The 18788-nt window shown below is 61.1% G+C and carries 17 protein-coding genes; 11 read left to right on the forward strand and 6 right to left on the reverse strand.

The genetic code is table 11. The features are described from left to right. Positions 1–238: 238 nt before the first annotated feature. Complete coding sequence (locus AAE484_RS10745; protein WP_341938389.1) at positions 239–871, reverse strand: SDR family oxidoreductase; 633 nt, start codon at positions 869–871, stop codon at positions 239–241. A 233-nt stretch (positions 872–1104) separates the two neighbouring features. On the opposite strand from AAE484_RS10745, the gene fucP reads away from it, so the two are divergent. From fucP to AAE484_RS10790, 9 genes are all read left to right on the forward strand, one after another. After that, positions 1105–2394 carry an L-fucose:H+ symporter permease gene (gene fucP, locus AAE484_RS10750; RefSeq protein ID WP_341938390.1) on the forward strand — a complete coding sequence of 430 codons (1290 nt, stop codon included), beginning with the start codon at positions 1105–1107 and terminating at the stop codon, positions 2392–2394. A gap of 1 nt (position 2395) precedes the next feature. Continuing rightward, a complete protein-coding gene (locus tag AAE484_RS10755; protein WP_341938391.1) occupies positions 2396–3232 on the forward strand; it encodes an amidohydrolase family protein in 837 nt (278 codons plus the stop codon). 94 nt (positions 3233–3326) lie between these two features. Beyond that, on the forward strand, positions 3327–4118 hold the full coding sequence (locus tag AAE484_RS10760) for an IclR family transcriptional regulator (protein WP_341938392.1): 792 nt from the start codon (positions 3327–3329) through the stop codon (positions 4116–4118). 299 nt (positions 4119–4417) lie between these two features. Then, positions 4418–5482, forward strand: a complete 1065-nt coding sequence (locus AAE484_RS10765; RefSeq protein ID WP_341938393.1) for an aldo/keto reductase — start codon at positions 4418–4420, stop codon at positions 5480–5482. Then, positions 5475–5810 (forward strand): UxaA family hydrolase, encoded by a 336-nt coding sequence (locus AAE484_RS10770; protein WP_341938394.1) that lies wholly within the window; start codon positions 5475–5477, stop codon positions 5808–5810. Before AAE484_RS10765 ends, AAE484_RS10770 begins: the two co-directional genes overlap by 8 nt. Further along, positions 5803–7017, forward strand: coding sequence for a UxaA family hydrolase (locus AAE484_RS10775; RefSeq protein ID WP_341938395.1), 1215 nt, complete (start codon positions 5803–5805; stop codon positions 7015–7017). Before AAE484_RS10770 ends, AAE484_RS10775 begins: the two co-directional genes overlap by 8 nt. A 7-nt stretch (positions 7018–7024) precedes the next feature. After that, positions 7025–7753, forward strand: coding sequence for an SDR family oxidoreductase (locus AAE484_RS10780; protein ID WP_341938396.1), 729 nt, complete (start codon positions 7025–7027; stop codon positions 7751–7753). A gap of 40 nt (positions 7754–7793) precedes the next feature. Then, positions 7794–8627 carry a fumarylacetoacetate hydrolase family protein gene (locus AAE484_RS10785; protein ID WP_341938406.1) on the forward strand — a complete coding sequence of 278 codons (834 nt, stop codon included), beginning with the start codon at positions 7794–7796 and terminating at the stop codon, positions 8625–8627. A 54-nt stretch (positions 8628–8681) separates the two neighbouring features. Beyond that, positions 8682–9431, forward strand: coding sequence for a platelet-activating factor acetylhydrolase IB subunit (locus tag AAE484_RS10790; protein ID WP_341938397.1), 750 nt, complete (start codon positions 8682–8684; stop codon positions 9429–9431). 169 nt (positions 9432–9600) lie between these two features. Here AAE484_RS10790 and AAE484_RS10795 read toward each other — a convergent pair whose 3' ends face one another. The 5 genes from AAE484_RS10795 to AAE484_RS10815 all read right to left on the reverse strand — a co-directional run bounded on the left by AAE484_RS10795 (position 9601) and on the right by AAE484_RS10815 (position 14982). Continuing rightward, positions 9601–10752, reverse strand: coding sequence for a ribosomal protein uL16 3-hydroxylase (locus tag AAE484_RS10795; RefSeq protein ID WP_341938398.1), 1152 nt, complete (start codon positions 10750–10752; stop codon positions 9601–9603). Between the two features lie 130 nt (positions 10753–10882). Further along, positions 10883–12265 carry an adenylosuccinate lyase gene (purB, locus tag AAE484_RS10800; RefSeq protein ID WP_341938399.1) on the reverse strand — a complete coding sequence of 461 codons (1383 nt, stop codon included), beginning with the start codon at positions 12263–12265 and terminating at the stop codon, positions 10883–10885. Positions 12266–12531: 266 nt separating this feature from the next. Then, the gene (gene hflD / locus AAE484_RS10805; RefSeq protein WP_341938400.1) at positions 12532–13170 is read right to left on the reverse strand and encodes a high frequency lysogenization protein HflD; all 639 of its coding nucleotides are present in this window, start codon (positions 13168–13170) and stop codon (positions 12532–12534) included. Then, positions 13167–14279, reverse strand: coding sequence for a tRNA 2-thiouridine(34) synthase MnmA (gene mnmA / locus AAE484_RS10810; protein ID WP_341938401.1), 1113 nt, complete (start codon positions 14277–14279; stop codon positions 13167–13169). Before mnmA ends, hflD begins: the two co-directional genes overlap by 4 nt. Before the next feature lie 256 nt (positions 14280–14535). Further along, on the reverse strand, positions 14536–14982 hold the full coding sequence (locus tag AAE484_RS10815; protein WP_341938402.1) for an NUDIX hydrolase: 447 nt from the start codon (positions 14980–14982) through the stop codon (positions 14536–14538). 332 nt (positions 14983–15314) lie between these two features. On the opposite strand from AAE484_RS10815, the gene speA reads away from it, so the two are divergent. Next, positions 15315–17237 (forward strand): biosynthetic arginine decarboxylase, encoded by a 1923-nt coding sequence (gene speA, locus AAE484_RS10820; RefSeq protein ID WP_341938403.1) that lies wholly within the window; start codon positions 15315–15317, stop codon positions 17235–17237. A gap of 217 nt (positions 17238–17454) precedes the next feature. Next, positions 17455–18657 (forward strand): saccharopine dehydrogenase family protein, encoded by a 1203-nt coding sequence (locus AAE484_RS10825; RefSeq protein ID WP_341938404.1) that lies wholly within the window; start codon positions 17455–17457, stop codon positions 18655–18657. The last annotated feature ends 131 nt before the right edge of the window (positions 18658–18788 follow it).

Genomic DNA, 18788 nt, shown 5'->3' on the forward strand with positions numbered 1-18788 from the left:
ATTGATGACTGTTATGGTTTTTCACTTGCCTGACCGCGCAAGTGGGGAGGTTGGGATTGCATCAACAGCTGTTGTTATAGAATTCGCTGCTGGCGTCATGGAAACGCTTCGGGGGGAGTGGGGCAAGTTGAATACGTATGCAAATTATCGGATTTATGGCTGCATACGTATTCAATCGTATTGTCTTTTCAGGTTGTGACCCTTTGAGTTGACAGCAATCAGGGCCAGAGAAAAGCGGTTATTTCAACACCGCCTCCCGGGGCTGATCGCCGTGAAAGAGCGGATAGATGCGGTTCAATGTTTCCTTGCGCCCGAGGCAGTAGGCGACGGCGCGTGCCACGTCCTGGCGGGAAATCCACTGGTCTTCCGGGTTTTCGGGCCAGACGGTGGTGAGTCGATCGGTGGCCGGATCGTCGGTCAGCCGGCCGGGGCGCAGAATGGTGTAGGGCATCTCGCTCAGAATCAGGTGATCGTCGGCCAGTTTTTTACACACGGTATAATGCTTGATTTTCAGTGGGCCGGCGTCCGGGTCTTCCGCTCCTCGGGAGCTGACCATCACAAACTGTTCGATGCCCGACTCCTCGGCGGCATCCACCGCGTTGATGGCGCCCCACAGATCCACCAGAATGGTTTTGTCCGGCCCGGTGTTGGGGCCCGAGCCGGCGGTAAAGACCACGCGGTTACAGCCCTCCAGAGCGTGTTTGAACGGCTCTTCCAGATCCGCCATTACCGGGTCGGCCCCCAGGCGTCTGACCTGCTCGGCCTGCTCCGCGCTGCGCACCATGGCTTTGGGCGGCTCCCCGTTCTTGACCAGCTCCTGGATCAACAGTTGGCCGATCTGGCCGTGGGCTCCGATAATCAGGGTAGACATGAGAGGCTCCTTATCGATGAAGGTGTGTTGAGATAGGGAATATTATCACTGAGGGATGGCGGTTGCAGACAACCCCGTCGCCGGGTCATCAGAGCGCGTCACAATTGGCGATTGTGCGGGCTCGAAACGGTCTGATGCGTATTTACAGGTAAATACCGTTTTACATATAAACATAAGCTGTGGTATACAGTCACCGGTATGTCTCGCATCGAGAGCGAACATGGAGAAACCCAATGAATAATAATCAACGTGATCGATCCCTCCTGCTGCCCCTGATTCTGGTGGTCAGTCTGTTTTTTCTCTGGGGGGTGGCCAACAATCTCAATGATATTCTGATCGGTCAGTTCAAAAAAGCCTTCTCGCTGTCGGATTTCGCTTCGGGTCTGGTGCAGTCCGCATTCTATCTGGGGTATTTCTTCTTTGCCATTCCTGCGGCTCTGTTCATGAAGCGCCGGGGCTACAAGTCCGGGGTGGTGCTGGGGCTGCTGCTCTACGGGGTGGGAGCGCTCCTGTTTTATCCGGCGGCGGAGGCGCAGGAGTACCGGTATTTTCTGTTTGCCCTGTTTGTGATCGCCAGTGGTCTGGCGTTTCTGGAAACCTCCGCCAATCCCCTGATCGTGGCCATGGGCAACCCGGAAACCGCCGAGCGCCGGCTCAACCTGGCTCAATCATTCAATCCGCTCGGGGCGATTTCCGGCGTGCTGATCGGTAAATTGTTCATTCTCTCCGGTGTGGAGCCCACGGCGGCAGAGTTGGCGGCCATGAGTGCGGCTGAGCTGGAGCAGTTTTACGCTGCGGAGAGTCGCGCCGTCCAGGGGCCCTATCTGGTGTTGGCGGGTGTGGTCCTGTTCTGGGCACTGATGGTCTGGCTGGTTCGCTTCCCCGCCGTGGCCACCCGCTCGGCGGGGGAGGCCATGTCCGTTGGTAGCTGGCAGGATTACGCCCGCCTGTTTCGCAACCGTTATTTCATGCTGGGCGTGATCACACAGTTTTTTTATGTGGGCGCGCAGGTGTGTATCTGGAGCTTCATGATCCGCTACGGGCAGGCGGCATTGCCCGGCGCGGGTGAAAAAACGCTGGCCGACTTTCTGATCTGGTCGCTGGTGGGGTTCATGATCGGGCGCTTTGTGGCCACTGCCCTGATGAGCAAAGTCAGGCCGGCCCGGTTGATGGCCTGGTATGCCTACGTGAATGTGGCGCTGTGTGCGGTGGCCATTGCCCTTCCCAACCTGGTCGGGCTGCTGGCACTGGCCGGCACCAGCTTTTTCATGTCACTGATGTTCCCCACGATTTTTGCCCTGAGCCTGCGCGGGTTGGGAGAGCAGACCAAGGCCGGCGCCTCCCTGCTGGTGATGGCCATTGTCGGCGGCGCGGCACTCACGGCATTGATGGGTGCGCTGTCGGACTGGACCTCGATTCACGTTGCCGTGGTGGTGCCGCTGGTCTGTTTTGGCTTCATCGCGTTCTTTTCCCGCTTCAGTCTCAGGCGCGAGCGCGCGCAGGACGCCCTGAAGGAGGCCTGACATGACCACTATGGTGATTGATGCCCATCAGCATTGCTGGCAGCTTCAGCGCCCCGAGTGTCAGTGGCCCACACCGGAGCTGCCGGCATTGTACCGGGACTTCGGTCCTGAAGACTGGCGCGCCCAGGCGCTGCCCCAGGGAGTGGCCGGTTCCGTGTTGGTGCAATCGCAGCCCGACGAGCGGGATACCGATTACCTGCTGAGTCTGGCCGATCGGCATGACTGGATTCTGGGTGTGGTCGGCTGGGTGGATCTTAAAGCCGCCGATGCGCCCGAGCGCATTGCGGCTTTATCAGAACGGTCAAAACTGCGGGGCTTACGTCCGATGCTGCAGGCACTGGAGGATGATCACTGGATTGATGATCCGGCGCTGGATCCGGCCATTGCGGCGATGGTTGAAAACCGGCTGGTTTTTGATGCGCTGGTTTATACTCGGCATCTTCCCCCGCTGCGTCGGTTTGCCCGACGTCACGAGGCTTTGACCATTGTTCTGGATCACGCCGCCAAACCGCCCATTGCCACGGGCGAGCGAAGAGCCTGGCAAAGGGAAATGCAGGCGCTGGCAGAGGCGCCCAATATTTACTGTAAACTGTCCGGATTGTTGACCGAAGCCGGCACGCAAAAAACCCTTGAGCATTTGCAGCCCTGGGTGGATGATCTACTCGCGTGGTTCGGACCCCAACGCCTGCTTTGGGGCAGCGACTGGCCGGTGGTCAACGCCGTGGCGGATTACGCCCATTGGAGCGAGCTGACCGGTCAGTTACTGGCGGCACTCACGGAGTCGGAACGCTCGGCGGTGTGGGGAGAAACGGCCCGGCGGGTCTATCGATTAAAGTAGTTGCGATTAGAGAAGTTGCGATTAAGGGTAGTCGCGAAAAAGTGGTCGCGCGTATGCAGTCATCATTATCGTCAAACCGGGAGCTGTGACAATTATGGCAAAAGAACCAACGAAGGCGTCCTCCGATACGGAGGAGGGGGATCGCAAATACCGGGCGCCCGCACTGGAAAAAGGCCTGGATGTCCTGGAGCTGATGGCGGAGCAGGGAGCGCCCATGACCACCTCCCAGATTGCCAGTTCGCTCGGGCGCTCGGTGAGTGAGCTGTTCCGTATGGTGCTCACCCTGGAGCATCGGGGCTATATTGCCCAGGCCGATGCGGGCGAGGGTTACGAGCTGACCAATAAACTGTTTGCCCTGGGCATGGCCCAGACACCCACCCGAACATTACTGGATGCCGCTCTGCCGGTGATGAACGAGCTGGCGCGTCAGGTGGGCCAGTCCTGCCACCTGGTGGTGCCCTCCGGGGATCAGGTGGTCGTGGTCGCCCGCATCGAAAGCCCCTCGGATGTGGGGTTTGCGGTCCGGGTGGGTTATCGTCGCCGGATCATCGAGTCGGCGTCAGGACTGCTGCTCTACGGCTGCCGGAGTGAGGCTGAAAAAGCGGTGTGGAAGCCCCGAATCGCCGCGCCGGAGGAGGCCGATCGCCTCAAGCGGTTTATCGAAGAGTCAGAGCAGGCGGTGGCGCAGGGCTATGTGCGTCGACCCAGTGATTTTGTCGATGGTGTGACCGATCTGTGCGTTCCCATTTTTGGCGCCCAAGGGGCCACGGCGGTTTTGATTGTCCCCTTCATCATGTCCAAGCTGCTGCCCTGTTCGCCCGAGGAGGTCATCGATGCGCTGTTGGCGTCGTCTGCCCGGATCAGCGCTCAGCTGAGCAGCGACTGATCGCCGTCATCAGTGCAGACCCTATCAATTTCATGTCCTTCCTGATTGAGTCATTTACGCCGCCCGGGTCCGATTGATCCGGGCGGCGACGGCCCTCTGGCCGTGACCTTGCCCTTCCAGTAAAACCATCGTATTCAGTCCCGATCAACCGCTGGTTGACAACGGGCCGCTTGTTGAGGAATCCGCCGATTGCCGGGTAACGACGGGCCTTTGAGTAAAAAAGGGTTGACACAAGCGGCGTTTTTAATTTTACTGACGATGAAATTTTCAATTATAAAAATCAAAATAGAGGGTGATTCTTGACAGATCAGGCACAAAACCATCGCCAGACTCGCCCACTGGGGCGCAGCGACGTGCGGCTTTCGCGGCTGGGCTTTGGCGCGGCGCCGATTGGCAACCTCTATCGCGCCTGCCCGGAAGCGGAGGCGCTGGGTGCGGTGGAGGCGGCCCGCTCAGCGGGTATTGCCTATTTTGATACCGCGCCTCACTACGGCTTCGGATTGAGTGAGCGCCGGCTCGGCCAGGGGCTGGCCGGCGCTGATCAGGCCGTGGTGTCCACCAAGGTGGGCCGGCGGCTGGAAGCCATTGATCCGATGGATGCCGCCGGCACCCGTCACGGCTTTGCCGATGCGCCCGCACTCGAGCCGGTGTTCGATTACACCTACGAGGGCGTCATGCGCTCGTTCGAGGCCAGCCTGGAGCGGCTGGGACGCGGCTCGGTGGATATTCTCTGGGCCCACGATCTGGGCGAGGTGACACACGGGCGCGAGGACTCCAAGCGGTGGCAGGAATTCATGTCGGGTGGATACCCGGCGATGGCGGAGCTGCGCGAAGCCGGTGTGGTCAAGGCTATCGGGCTGGGTGCCAACGAGTGGCAGGTCTGTGCCCGGGCGCTGTCGGAAGGGGAATTTGACGGCTTTTTACTGGCCGGGCGCTACACTCTGCTCGATCAGGGCGCTCTGGACGAGTTTCTGCCCCTTTGCGCCCGCCGGGGCGCCTCGGTGGTGCTGGGCGGCCCCTTCAACTCCGGGATTCTGGCCACCGGCGTCAAAGGCCCCGGCCCCCATCACTACAACTACGAGCCGGCGCCGGCCGAGGTGATCGAGCGCGTCGGGCGGATCGAGCGGATCTGTGCCGAGCATCGCGTCCCAATGGCAGCGGCCGCGCTGCAGTTCCCCGCGGCTCACCCGCAGGTCGGCACGGTCCTGGCGGGGCTGGCAAGCGCGGCCGAGGTCACCCGGGCGGTGGAGCTGATGAACTGGCCTTTGCCAGCGGCGCTCTGGGAGACGCTGCGCGAGGCCGACCTGATTCACCCGGACGCCCCTGTTCCACATTCCAGTGAAGGAAGCCAGAAGAATGACTGATTCGCGTGCGGGAGCGTCCTCTGCGCCCGCCAAAGTCCTCCTGCTGCACCCGGACGACACCGTCCTGGTGTGCATTGATGGCATCGAAGCCGGTGATACGCTCTGGATTGACGATCAACCCCTGACGGCCCCCGAGCCCTGCGCGGTAGGGCACAAGCTCGCCCGCCGCGCGCTGGCGCCGGGCGACAAGGTGCTCAAGTACGGCGCCCCCATCGGTTCCATGACGTCCGCTGCCGAAGCGGGCGAGCATGTCCATTCCCACAATATGAAAAGTGACTATCTGCGCAGTCACACTCGCCAGGATACAGGAGGTCGGCCCCATGGTTGACGTGTTTGATGCCTATGTTCGGGCGGATGGCCGCAAAGGCATCCGCAACGTGATTGTTGTCGCTTACCTGGTGGAGTGTGCGCACCATGTGAGCCGCAAAATCGTCAACGCCTGGGACGATCGGGAAGTGCATCTGATCGGCTTTCCGGGCTGTTTTCCCAATGATTACGCCTACCGGATGATGAACGCGGTCTGCACCCATCCGAACGTGGGTGGCGTGCTGCTGGTCTCGCTCGGGTGCGAGAGCATGAACCGCGAACAGCTGTTGACCGACATCCGCGCCAGCGGTCGACCGGCCGAGCTGCTGGTGATTCAGGAGAGCGGGGGCACGGCGGCCACCATCCGGGCCGGCAGTGAATCGGTTGCGCGCCTGCGCGAGCAGGCCGACCGCGTTCCAAAGGCCCCGATGGGGATGGATGAACTGGTGGTGGGCACGATCTGCGGTGGCTCCGATGGCACCAGTGGTGTGACCGCCAACCCCGCCGTGGGTCGCTGCTTTGACCGTCTGGTCCATGACGGAGCGACCTGCATTTTTGAAGAGACCGGCGAACTGATCGGGTGCGAACGGATCATGTCGGAGCGGGCGCTGACCCCCGAGCTGGGTCGGGCGATCGAAGACTGTGTGGCCAAGGCTGAGCGCTATTACCGGACCATGGGCTTTGGCAGTTTCGCCCCCGGCAATGCCGATGGCGGCCTGACCACGCTGGAAGAAAAATCCATGGGTGCCTACTCCAAGTCCGGCGCCTCCGCCATCAGCGGGTTGCTCAAACCCGGTGATCAGGCCCCGGCGGGCGGCCTCTATCTGTTGGACGTGGTGCCCGATGGCGAACCCCGCTTTGGCTTTCCCAACATCTCCGACAACGCGGAAATTGTCGAGCTGATCGCCTGTGGTTGTCACCTGATACTGTTCACCACCGGGCGCGGCTCGGTGGTGGGCTCGGCGATTTCGCCGGTGATAAAAATCTGCGCCAACCCCGACACCTATCGGCGCCTGTCCGAAGACATGGACATTGACGCCGGCCGCATTCTGAGTGGTGAGGCCGACCTGGATCAGGTGGGCGATGAAATTTTCGCCCGGGTGCGGGCGGTCGCGGCGGGTGAGCACAGCTGCTCGGAGGCACTGGGGCATCAGGAGTTCATTCTCACCTACAAAGCCTTTGAACCACTGGGCCCGGCCTGTCTGCCGGTGCGACAACTCGCAGGATAAAAAGAACATGGGACGATTGGAGAACAAAACCGCCGTAGTGACCGCCGCCGCACAGGGCATTGGCCGGGCGACGGCCGAAGCGTTCGTGCGGGAAGGCGCGCGTGTGATTGCGCTGGATATCAATGCGGACGCACTCAAGCCCCTTGATGGTTGCGAGACCCGGACACTGGATGTGTGCGACCCCGACGCCATTCTGGCGCTCGCCGCCAACCTCGGCCCGATCGATGTTCTGTTCAACGGGGTGGGCTACGTGCACAGCGGCAGCATTCTCGACTGCGATGAAAGCGCCTGGGCACAGTCCCTGGAAATCAACGTGACCTCCATGTACCGGATGATGCGGGCTTTCATACCGGGTATGATTCAACGCGGGAGCGGGTCCATCATCAACATGTCTTCGGTGGCCAGCTCCATCAAAGGCGCGCCCAACCGCTTCGCCTACGGCACCACCAAGGCTGCTATCATCGGGCTGACCAAGGCGGCGGCCGCTGACTTCATGCAGCAGGGCGTGCGCTGCAACGCCATTTGCCCGGGCACGGTGGATACGCCGTCGCTGGAAGAGCGGATCCGCGCCTCGGGCGATTACGACAGCGCGCGAGCGGCTTTCATCGCGCGCCAACCCATGGGCCGCCTGGGAAAACCGGAAGAGATTGCCCAGCTGGCGGTGTATCTGGCCAGTGACGAGTCGGCCTTTACCACCGGAACGGCTCAGGTCATCGACGGCGGTTGGAGCAACTGATTATTTTGAGAGACCGAGTGGGAGAGAGTGAGTGAAATTAATGCGTTTTGGAGCCCCCGGAAACGAACGTCCGGGGCTGATTGATTCAACCGGGCAGGTAAGGGACCTGTCGGGGATCATCGATGACCTCGCTGGCGAGGCGCTTTCGCCGGAGTCGCTGAAGAAATTGGCGAAGCTCGATACCGAAGCTCTGCCGGTGGTGGCCGATCCCGGCCGGATCGGCCCCTGTGTCAGCGGCACGGGCAAATTCATCTGTATTGGCCTGAATTACGCCGACCACGCCGCTGAGACCGGCGCCAGGATACCCGCCGAGCCGGTCATGTTCATGAAAGCGACCAGTGCCATCTGTGGCCCCAACGACGATCTGCTACGCCCCCGCGGGTCGGAAAAACTGGACTGGGAAGTGGAGCTGGGCATTGTCATCGGCAAGCCGGCCAGCTATGTGAGCGAGGCCGAGGCGACCGATCACATTGCCGGTTACTGCGTGGTGCACGATGTGTCCGAGCGCGGCTTCCAGTTGGAGCGCTGCGGCCAGTGGAGCAAGGGCAAGGGCTGCGATACCTTTGGTCCCGTCGGCCCCTGGCTGGTCACGCCGGATGAGGTCCCCGAACCCCGCAACCTGAATCTGCGCCTGAGCGTGAATGGTCGCGAGTACCAGAATGGCAGCACGCAGAAAATGGTGTATGGGCCGGCGTTTCTGGTGCACTACCTGAGCCAGTTCATGACCCTGCATCCGGGTGATATCATTTCCACCGGCACGCCGCCCGGCGTCGGCATGGGGCAGAAGCCGCCGGTCTACCTGCAGCCCGGGGATACCGTCACCCTGAGTGTCGAGGGGTTGGGTGAGCAGAGGCAGACGGTGGTGCAGGCTTGATCACACATGAAAGCACATGCGTGAAAATTCAAATAACTTTTGAAGGACTTCTCAATGAAGCATAAAAACAGAAACATTCAGGGTTTGAGTATGGGATTGATGCTGCTTGCCGGCGCAATGGGGCCGCAGGCGCTGGCCGACGACAAGCCCGCCGCCATCACGCCGGCCAAGCTGAACGAAAGCTGGGCGGTGGAGTGGTGGGAGCCGCGCCACGAGGAAAAACTCGAAGAAGCCCGGCAGCGGGACATCGATGTGGTCATGATCGGTGATTCCATCACTCACGGCTGGGAAGATGCCGGAGCGGAAGTCTGGGACGAGTACTACGCCGAGCGCAATGCCCTCAATCTGGGTTTCAGTGGGGATCGCACCGAGAACGTGCTCTGGCGTCTGCAACACGGCGCGGTCGAAGGACTGGAGCCGGAGCTGGTGGTGCTGATGATCGGTACCAATAACACCGGTCACCGCGAGGAAAAACCCGAGCATACCGCTCTGGGTGTGGAAACCATCATCGAGGAGTTGCAGGAGCGCCTGCCCGAAGCTCCCATTTTACTGCTCGGCATATTCCCGCGCGGCGAGAGTGCCGATGATCCCTTGCGTGAGCTCAATCGCCAGGCCAACAAAAAACTGGAGACGCTCGCCGACGGCGAAGAGGTGGTCTATCTCAATATCAATGAGCAGTTTCTGGAAGAGGATGGCGACCTGCGCACGCGCCTGATGCCCGACCTCCTGCACCCCAACGCCCGCGGTTACCGCGTCTGGGCCGAAGCCATGGAGCCGACGTTAAAAGAAATGCTTGGCCGGTAATTCTTGAAGGTAGGTGATGGCGGATGCGCTTGACGCTCCGAAACGTCGGACCGATCCGCCCTACGTGAGCTGCCGTGGTCTGGGTAATGGCGGATGCGCTTGACGCTTATCCGCCCTACGAATACTTCGGAGGTTATGTAGGGCGGATAAGCGTCAAGCGCATCCGCCATCACCGACCAACGTCATCCAAGCCCACCACCCACAACTTCCCTTCGGCCACCAACTCATCAATCAACGCTAACCCCTCCTCATCGGCGACTGCCAAAAGCGCGCCGGACTCCACCTCCAACCGCTCACACAGCCGCTCCGCCAATGCCGGCGCACACTCAAAGTGCTCGCCATCCACAAACAGCAGGCTCGGTTTTCCCTCCCGATGGTAGTAGGCAAAGCGCGAGGCTGGGTGTCGGTACAGCGTCCCGCCCGGCTCACGCCAGTCGATGGTCTCCTCCGGCGTTTCGGGCTCCAGATCCGGATACTTGGGCTCGGTCATGTAGTGACCAAACCACTGCGCCAGATTTTCTTCGGTCAGGTGCTCCAGCACCATTTCCCGCAGGCGTTCGATGGCGGCGGGCGGAATGGCGCCAGGGTTGGAAGCGGGAGCCGGATCGGGGTCGCGGTAGCGCTGGTCGTTGGTCAGTTGGCTGGCGATTTCCTGAGCCACATCGGTGACCACCTCCGCCTGGCTGGGAGCGCGAAAACCGATGGAGTAGGTGATGCAGTCATCGCCCTCGGCGGTGCCCCAGTGCGCCCAGCCGGGTGGAATGTAAAGCATGTCGCCCGGTTCCAGCACCCAGTCTTCGGTCGCATCAAAGTCCTGCAGAATATTCAGGGGGGTGCCTTCAATGCGCGGGCTCTGGCTGTCGCACTCTTGGCCCAGTCGCCAGCGACGTTTACCCGAGCCCTGCAACAGAAACACATCGTAATAATCGAAATGCGGACCGACGCTGCCCTGATCGGCGGCGTAGCTAACCATGATGTCGTCCAGACGCCAGTCGGGCAGGAAGCGAAAGCACTGCAGCAGCTCCTGGACTTCCGGTACCCACTGATCGACGGCCTGCACCAGCAGCGTCCAGTGGGACTCGGGCAGCTGAGCGAAGGTCTCTTCGTCAAAAGGACCGGTGCGCAGCTCCCAGGGGGAGCTGCCTTTCTCAAGCACCAGGCGCGATTCCACCGCTTCTTCCAGCGCCAGTCCCGCCAGTTCGTCGCCATCGAGGGGCGATTCAAAATCGGGGAAGGCGTTGCGAATCAGTAATGGCTTTTGTTGCCAGTAATCGCGCAGGAAGTCTTTGATGGGCAAGTTGCCCAGGTGGGTCAGAGGCATAGTAGCGGGTCGGTTGGTGTTGGATTATGGCTTCGGTGTGGCGGATGCGCTTACAGCTTATCCGCCCTACATAACCTCCGAAGTATTCGTAGGGCGGATAAGCGTCAAGCGCATCCGCCACAACCAAAGGTCAAATATTCTTCGCCTGCTCTTCGGCATTGCCAATGTAATTGGCCGGCGTCAGGGCGCGCATGGCGGCCTTGGCATCTTCGGGAATATCCAGGCTGTCGACAAAGTCGTTGAGCACCTGCTGATTGATGGTCTGCCCGCGGGTCAGGGCCTTGAGCTTCTCATAGGGCTCCTCGACCTGGTAGCGGCGCATGATGGTCTGGATCGGCTCGGCCAGTACTTCCCAGGCGTTGTCCAGATCCTGAGCCAGACGGGCGCGGTTGATTTCCAGTTTGCCGATGCCTTTGAGGGTGGAGGCGTAGGCGATAAAGCTGTAACCAAAGCCCACACCCATATTGCGCAGGGCGGTGGAGTCGGTCAGGTCGCGCTGCCAGCGCGAGATGGGCAGCTTCTGCGCCAGATGGGTGAAGATGGCGTTGGCCAGCCCCAGATTGCCCTCGGAGTTTTCAAAGTCGATGGGATTGACCTTGTGGGGCATGGTGGAGGACCCCACCTCACCGGCAATGGTTTTCTGCTTGAAATAGCCCAGGGAGATGTAGCCCCAGACATCGCGATCGAAATCGATCAGGATGTTGTTGAAGCGGGCAATGGCATCGAACAGCTCGGCAATATAGTCGTGCGGCTCGATCTGGGTGGTGTAGGGGTTCCAGCTCAGCCCCAGACCCTCGACAAACGTCTGGGCATTGGCGGCCCAGTCCAGGCCGGGGTAGGTGGCCAGGTGCGCATTGTAGTTGCCCACGGCGCCGTTGATTTTGCCCAGCAGTTCGACCTGCTCGATCTGCCGGACCTGCCGGCGCAGGCGCGCAACCACATTGGCCAGCTCCTTGCCCACGGTAGTGGGCGAGGCGGTCTGGCCGTGGGTGCGCGAGAGCATGGGGTCGGCGGCGTAGTCGTGCGCCAGCTTGGCAATGGCGTCGACAATCTGCCCGGCCTGGCCGAGCAGCTGCTCGCGGCCGGCCTTGAGCATCAGCGCGTGGGACAGGTTGTTGATGTCTTCGCTGGTGCAGGCGAAGTGCACGTACTCGAGCACCGCCTCCAGCTCTTTGTTGCCGGCAAACTGCTTTTTCAGAAAGTATTCCACGGCCTTGACGTCGTGGTTGGTGGTGCGCTCGATGTCCTTGATCTGCTGTGCCTGGGCTTCATCGAAGTCGGCGACGATGGCATCGAGCTGCTTGTGTGTCTCGGCGCTGAACTTGGGTACCTCGGCAATACCCGGATGCTCGCTCAGGCGCTGGAGCCAGCGCACTTCCACCGCCACCCGGCAGTGAATCAGGCCGAATTCGCTGAACACGGCGCGCAGCTCGGAGGTTTTGGTGCCGTAGCGGCCGTCGATGGGGGAAACAGCGTTCAGGGGAGTCAGTTGCTCAAAGGTTGCGGATGCCATGAGTTGTCTCTTGCACAAGTGGGTTCAGACGGGAGTTTAAGGGCCGGCATTGTACCGGAAATCGGGCGTTTTTGCGCGCCGGATGCGGCATGGTATCGGCGGATGCGCTTGACGCTTATCCGCCCTACAGGTACTCCAGAGTTCATCGTAGGGCGGATAAGCGTCAAGCGCATCCGCCATAACCGCCATAACCAAAGGCCGGATCGGTCAGACGCCTCGGAGCCCGTAGGGCGGATAAGCCTAAGGCGCATCCGCCACAACCAGACTCAATGCAACTCCGCCTTGGCCTCCCGCAGGAGCCGATCGACCGTCGCGGCAATCTGCTTGCGCCGGAACAACAACTGCCAGCGGGTGCCCCCCACCTGCCGCCAGAGGGTGGCAGCGCGAATCCCCGCCAGCAGCAGGGCGCGGACCTGGTTGGCGATGCGGGCCTGCTGGAGGTAGCCCTGATCGCCCGTCACCTGGATACGAAAGCGGAAGGTGCTGATGGTTTCCTTGTACAGGTCTCCCAGGTTGCCGATCACATTTTCGTGGGTGCTGGAAAAGTGCTCGGCCTGGCGGGCGGCCTGCTTCAGGCGGCTGCCCAGCGCGCCCATCATGTCTTTGCGGGCACGCAGTTTTCTCTGCAGGTGGACCACGCCCAGGCTGTAGCGCAGGGCGTCCCGGTGGCGCTGGTTGCCGGGCTCCAGGGTGGCCTGCAGAATCTCCAGGCCCGGGATCAGGTGGACGAGTGTGCCGCCATACACCGCGCGGGTGTCGGGCGGGTCGATCGCAAACAGGCTCTCGATGCTGCAGCGATAGGCGTCGGCCGGTACATAGCCGGTTTTGGCCAGTTGTTCCACCAGTCCCGCGGCCTGAAAAATGCCGGCCAGGGCGATGGTGATGTCTTCCAGTTTCTTGTTCACGATGCGGTGGGGTCCTCTTGTTTGTGTGCCTGCTCAATCACGGCGCCACCTAAACAGATATCGTCCTGATAGAAAACCACCGACTGGCCAGGAGTGACCGCGCGCTGGGGTTGATCAAAATCGACCCGGACCCGGTCGCCCTCGACTCGCACCTGGCAATCCTGATCGGGCTGGCGGTAGCGGGTCTTGGCCCGACAGCGGAAGCCACTGGCGGGCGGCGTGCCGTTGATCCAGTGGGCCTGGCTGGCTTCCAGGCTGTCGCTGTATAGCAGGGGGTGGTCGCCCTGGACGGCGATCAGGACATTGCGCTCCAGGTCTTTCTGGGCGACGAACCAGGGGGCCTCGCTGGCGCCGGGCACGCCGCCGATGCCCAGGCCCTGGCGCTGGCCGATGGTGTAGTACATCAGGCCGCTGTGCTCGCCGATGACCTGGCCTTCGGGGGTCTGGATCTGGCCCGGCTGGGCGGGCAGGTACTGTTGCAGAAAGTCCTTGAAGCGGCGTTCGCCAATGAAGCAGATGCCGGTGCTGTCTTTTTTCTTGGCGGTGACCAGGCCGTGCTCTTCGGCGATGCGGCGCACGTCGGGTTTTTCCATCTCGCCCAGGGGGAAGAGGCTGCGGGCGAATTCGGCTTCGCCCACGGCGTGCAGGAAGTAGCTCTGGTCTTTGTTGGGGTCGAGGCCTTTGAGCAGCAGGGTCTGGCCGTCCCGGTCGGCCCGGCGCACGTAGTGGCCGGTGGCGATGAGTTCGCCCCCGAGCATTTCGGCGTATTCGATGAAGACTTTGAATTTGATTTCCCGGTTGCACAGGATGTCGGGGTTGGGGGTGCGCCCGGCCTGGTATTCGGCCAGGAAGTGTTCGAAGACGTTGTCCCAGTATTCGGCGGCGAAGTTGGCCGTGTGCAGTTTGATGCCAAGACGGTCGCAGACGCGTTGGGCGTCTTGGAGGTCGTCTTTGGCGGTGCAGTAGTCGGTGCCGTCGTCTTCGTCCCAGTTTTTCATGAACAGGCCTTCGACCTGATAGCCCTGCTGTTGCAGGATCAGGGCGGTAACGGACGAGTCGACGCCGCCGGACATGCCGACGATGACGCTGGGTTTGCTGGTTGTTGCCATATTAAAGTCACGTGAGGCGGTGAAGTGAGGTAGCGCCAAAGACCGGTATCTTTAGCTTCAGGTCCGGCCCGATTTCAGGCAGGGCTTTCCAGGACACGCTGTGAATACGTCCCTGTAAGCTCGAGAGCGCTAGTCCCACGGCTCACGGTCCTGGAAAGCCCTGCCTGAAGCCGGGCCTATGCACGTTGTACGAACTGTAGGGTGGGCTCCGCCCACCATCGACCGACCTGGCCACTATCCCGAACAACTGCGTATTCTACTGATACGAGCGCAATAGCTCCAGCGGGTAGCGTTTGCCGTCCAGAAAGTCGTCCACGGCCTGCAGGACCATGGGGCTGCGCCATTCGCTCTCCCGGGCGAGCAGCTCATCCCGCGTGAGCCAGCGCGGTTCGATGATGCCCTCGTCCAGGGGGCGCTGGGGGTGTTCTTCGACGGCTTCAGCGGCGAAGGTGTGGCGCAGGTAGGTGACGCCGTTGGCGGGTGCCCGGTAGAGGCCGATGCCCAGCAGGGCGGTGGGGCGGACCTGCCAGCGGGTCTCTTCCAGGGTTTCGCGCACGGCGGCGTCGGTCAGGCTCTCGTTGGGTTCCAGGTGGCCGGCGGGCTGGTTGTAGACCCGGCGGCCTTCGGCTTCTTCATAGACGAACAGGAAGCGGCCGTTGCGTTCGACGACGGTGGCGACGGTGACGTGGGGTGCCCAGCTCATGGATGACCTCGATGATGGTTTGATGGGGTGCTACAGCACACTGGCCGGGTCGAATGTTACCGAATCCCGGCGGCTCTGTCCGCCGTGTTGCGGGGCGGGCGTTTGGGGCGGTGTTTCGTTTGCGCCTACCCGCAATCTCTGGCAAGGTTGATGCCCTGTGAACGGCCGCGCTCCGGTGCGGCGGAAAAATATTGCAATTGACGCCAGAATGAGCAAAATTGCGCTCCTTTCTCTCTCGCAAACAGAACGCAACCTCACCGCGAGCCGGTGATGGTGGTGTTTCCGGGCCCGGCCCGGTTCTTGCCAATACATTTAAGGGGTAGGTTGAAGCATTGACTAATTCCAGTGAAGCCCGGACCTGGTCCGCTCGCCAGTCCGCTGAACTCTACGGTGTAGAGGAGTGGGGTGGAGGTTATTTTGGGGTCTCTCCCGAGGGGGAGGTGGTGGTTCGCTCGCCCAGCAACGGTCAGACCGGGGCGTCCGTCTCGCTGATGGACATTGCCCGGGGCTTACAGCAGCGGGGGCTGGAAATGCCCATCCTGTTGCGGCTGGAGAATCTGGTCGACAGCCGCCTGAGCATTCTCAATGAGTCTTTCGCCGAGGCGATTGAAACCACCGGTTACCAGAACGTCTATCGCGGTGCGTTTCCGATCAAGGTGAACCAGCAGAGCCATATCGTGGCGGAGATTGCCCGTTTTGGTGAGCGCTATAACCACGGGCTGGAGGCCGGCAGTAAGGCCGAGCTGATGATCGCCCTCTCGACGCTCCAGAACCGCGAGAGCCTGATCATCTGCAACGGTTACAAGGACGCCGAGTTCATTGATCTGGGGCTGCAGGCCCGCAAGCTGGGCTTCAAGTGTTTTTTTGTGGTGGAAACCCCGGCCGAAGTCCCGCTGATTATCGAGCGCAGCCGCGCGCTCGGTGTGGATCCGCTGCTGGGCGCGCGCCTGAAACTGTCTACCAAGGTCGAGGGGCACTGGAGTGAAGACAGTGGCGATCGCAGCCTCTTTGGTCTGACCGCGATCCAGTTGGTGAAGGTGGTGGATCAGTTGCGCGAGCACGACCTGCTGCACTGCTTTCAGTTACTGCACTTTCACCTCGGCTCCCAGATTCCCAATATCCGCAGCATCCGTGCCGGGGTGTTCGAAGCCTGCCGCTACTATATTGACCTGGTAGAGGAGGGCGCGCCCCTGGGCTACATGGACCTGGGTGGCGGTCTGGCCATTGACTATGATGGCACCTCCAGCACCAGTGGCCACAGCCGCAACTATTCGGTCCAGGAGTACTGTGTGGACGTGGTCGAGGCCATTCAGCAGGCGCTGGACCCGCACGAGGTGCCGCATCCGGTGATCGTCACCGAGTCTGGCCGGGCGACGGTCGCGCACACCTCGGTGCTGCTGTTCAATGTGCTGGATGTGGGGCATTTCGACCCCAGTCCGCTGCCCGATGCGCTGCCCGAAGGCAGCCACGCCCAGCTGGTGAATCTCTGGCACGCGATCCAGGTGGTCACGCCGCAGAATCTTCAGGAAAGCTACAACGATGTGACCTACTATCGCGATCAGATTCGCGACATGTTCCATCGGGGTGAAATCAGCCTGCGCCAGCGCGCCTTTGGGGAAAATGTGTACCTGGCGGGGCTGCAGAAAATTGCCGCGTTGCTGCCGCACCTCAAGCGCATTCCCTCGGAACTGGAAACCCTCCCGCAACAGTTGGCGGACATCTATTACGGCAACTTCAGCGTGTTTCAGTCGCTGCCGGACTCCTGGGCCATCGACCAGGTGTTTCCGGTCATGCCCATCCACCGACTGAATGAAGAGCCCAACCGGCAGGCAATCATTGCCGATCTGACCTGCGACTGTGACGGCAAGCTGGACCGATTCGCCGGTCCGCAGGGCAACACCGAAACCCTGTCGGTGCATCCGGTCAACTCCGGTGAAGAATATTATCTGGGGGTGTTCCTGGTGGGTGCCTATCAGGAGACGCTGGGCGATCTGCACAACCTGTTTGGTGACACCAACGTCGCCAGTGTGCGCATCAACGCCGAGGGCACCATGGAATTTGTGCATGAACTCCACGGCGACAGCATTGCCGATGTGCTCAGTTACGTGGAATATGACCCCCAGGCCATGTTCAAACAGTTTCGTTCCACCGCCGAGCAGGCGGTGCGCGACGGGCGCATCACTGTCTCGGACCGGCAGGAGATGCTCGCCGCCTTTACCGACAGTTTGCGCGGGTATACGTATTTCGAGCGTTGAGGCGGGTGACGGCGGATGCGCCTTAGGCTCCGAGACGTCGGACCGATCCGCCCTACAGATCGCCCGACAGGTTCTGCATCGGCGGATGCGCCTTAGGCTTATCCGCCCTACGGGAACTGCCGTGGTATACGTAGGGCGGATAAGCCTAAGGCGCATCCGCCGTCCCCGGTGTCTTCACACCCAACAGATAACTTATTGAACTCAAGGAGCTAAGGCTATGGCTAAAGTACTGATTATCGGCGCCGGTGGCGTCGGGGGTGTTGTCACTCACAAATGCGCTCAGGTGCCCGACGTCTTTTCCGAGATCGTCCTGGCCAGCCGCACCGAAAGTAAATGCAAGGCCATTGCCGAGCAGCTCGATCGGCCCATCAAAACCGCTCAGGTGGACGCCGACAATGTGCCCGAGCTGGTGGCACTGCTGGAGCGGGAAAAGCCCGAGCTGGTGATCAACGTGGCGCTGCCGTACCAGGACCTGACCATCATGGATGCCTGTCTGGAAGCGGGCGTGCACTACCTGGATACCGCCAATTACGAGCCGCCGGGCGAAGCCAAATTCGAGTACAGCTGGCAGTGGGCCTATCAGGATAAGTTCGTGCAGGCCGGACGCATGGCGCTGCTCGGTTCGGGGTTTGATCCGGGGGTGACCAACGTCTACACCGCCTACATCAAAAAGCACCACCTCGACGAGATTCACACGCTCGACATCATTGACTGCAATGCCGGTGATCATGGTTATCCCTTTGCCACCAACTTCAATCCGGAAATCAACATCCGGGAAGTGACCGCGAAGGGTCGCTTCTGGGAGAACGGTGGCTGGAAGGAAACCGACCCCCTGAGCGAAAAGCGTTCGTTCGATTTTCCGCACGGCATCGGCCCGAAAAACTGCTACCTGATGTACCACGAAGAGCTGGAATCCATTACCAAACACTTTCCCGAAATCAAACGCGCGCGTTTCTGGATGACCTTTTCCGACAGCTACCTCAAGCATCTGGAGGTGCTGGAAAATGTCGGGATGACCTCCATCGAACCGGTCATGTTCGAGGGCAAGGAAATCATCCCGCTGCAGTTTTTGAAAGCCCTGTTGCCGGACCCGGCCAGCCTGGGCCCGCGGACCAAGGGCAAAACCTGCATCGGCTGCCTGGCGCAGGGCGTGAAAGATGGCAAGCCCAAAACCGTGTATGTCTACAACATCTGTGACCACGAAGCCTGTTACGCCGAAGTGAAGTCCCAGGCCATTTCCTACACCACCGGGGTGCCGGCCATGATCGGTGCCAAGATGATGCTGGAAGGCAAGTGGATGGAAGCCGGTGTCTGGAACATGGAACAGCTCGACCCCGATCCTTTCATGGAGGCGCTGAACCAGCACGGCCTGCCCTGGGAAGTGGAGGAAGTCACCCAAAATACGGGGATGGAAGACTGACTGCCGTATAACAGGTGGGCGGAGCCCACCCTACGGTGGGCCCCGTGCAATCGTTGTAGGGTGGGCTCTGAAGTGGTCTAATGATTCCGGACACCATTTAAGGTGGTATTCTACCACCCTAGAAGAGGTGT

The sequence above is a fragment of the Marinimicrobium sp. C2-29 genome (assembly GCF_038419845.1).
Taxonomy (GTDB): domain Bacteria; phylum Pseudomonadota; class Gammaproteobacteria; order Pseudomonadales; family Cellvibrionaceae; genus Marinimicrobium.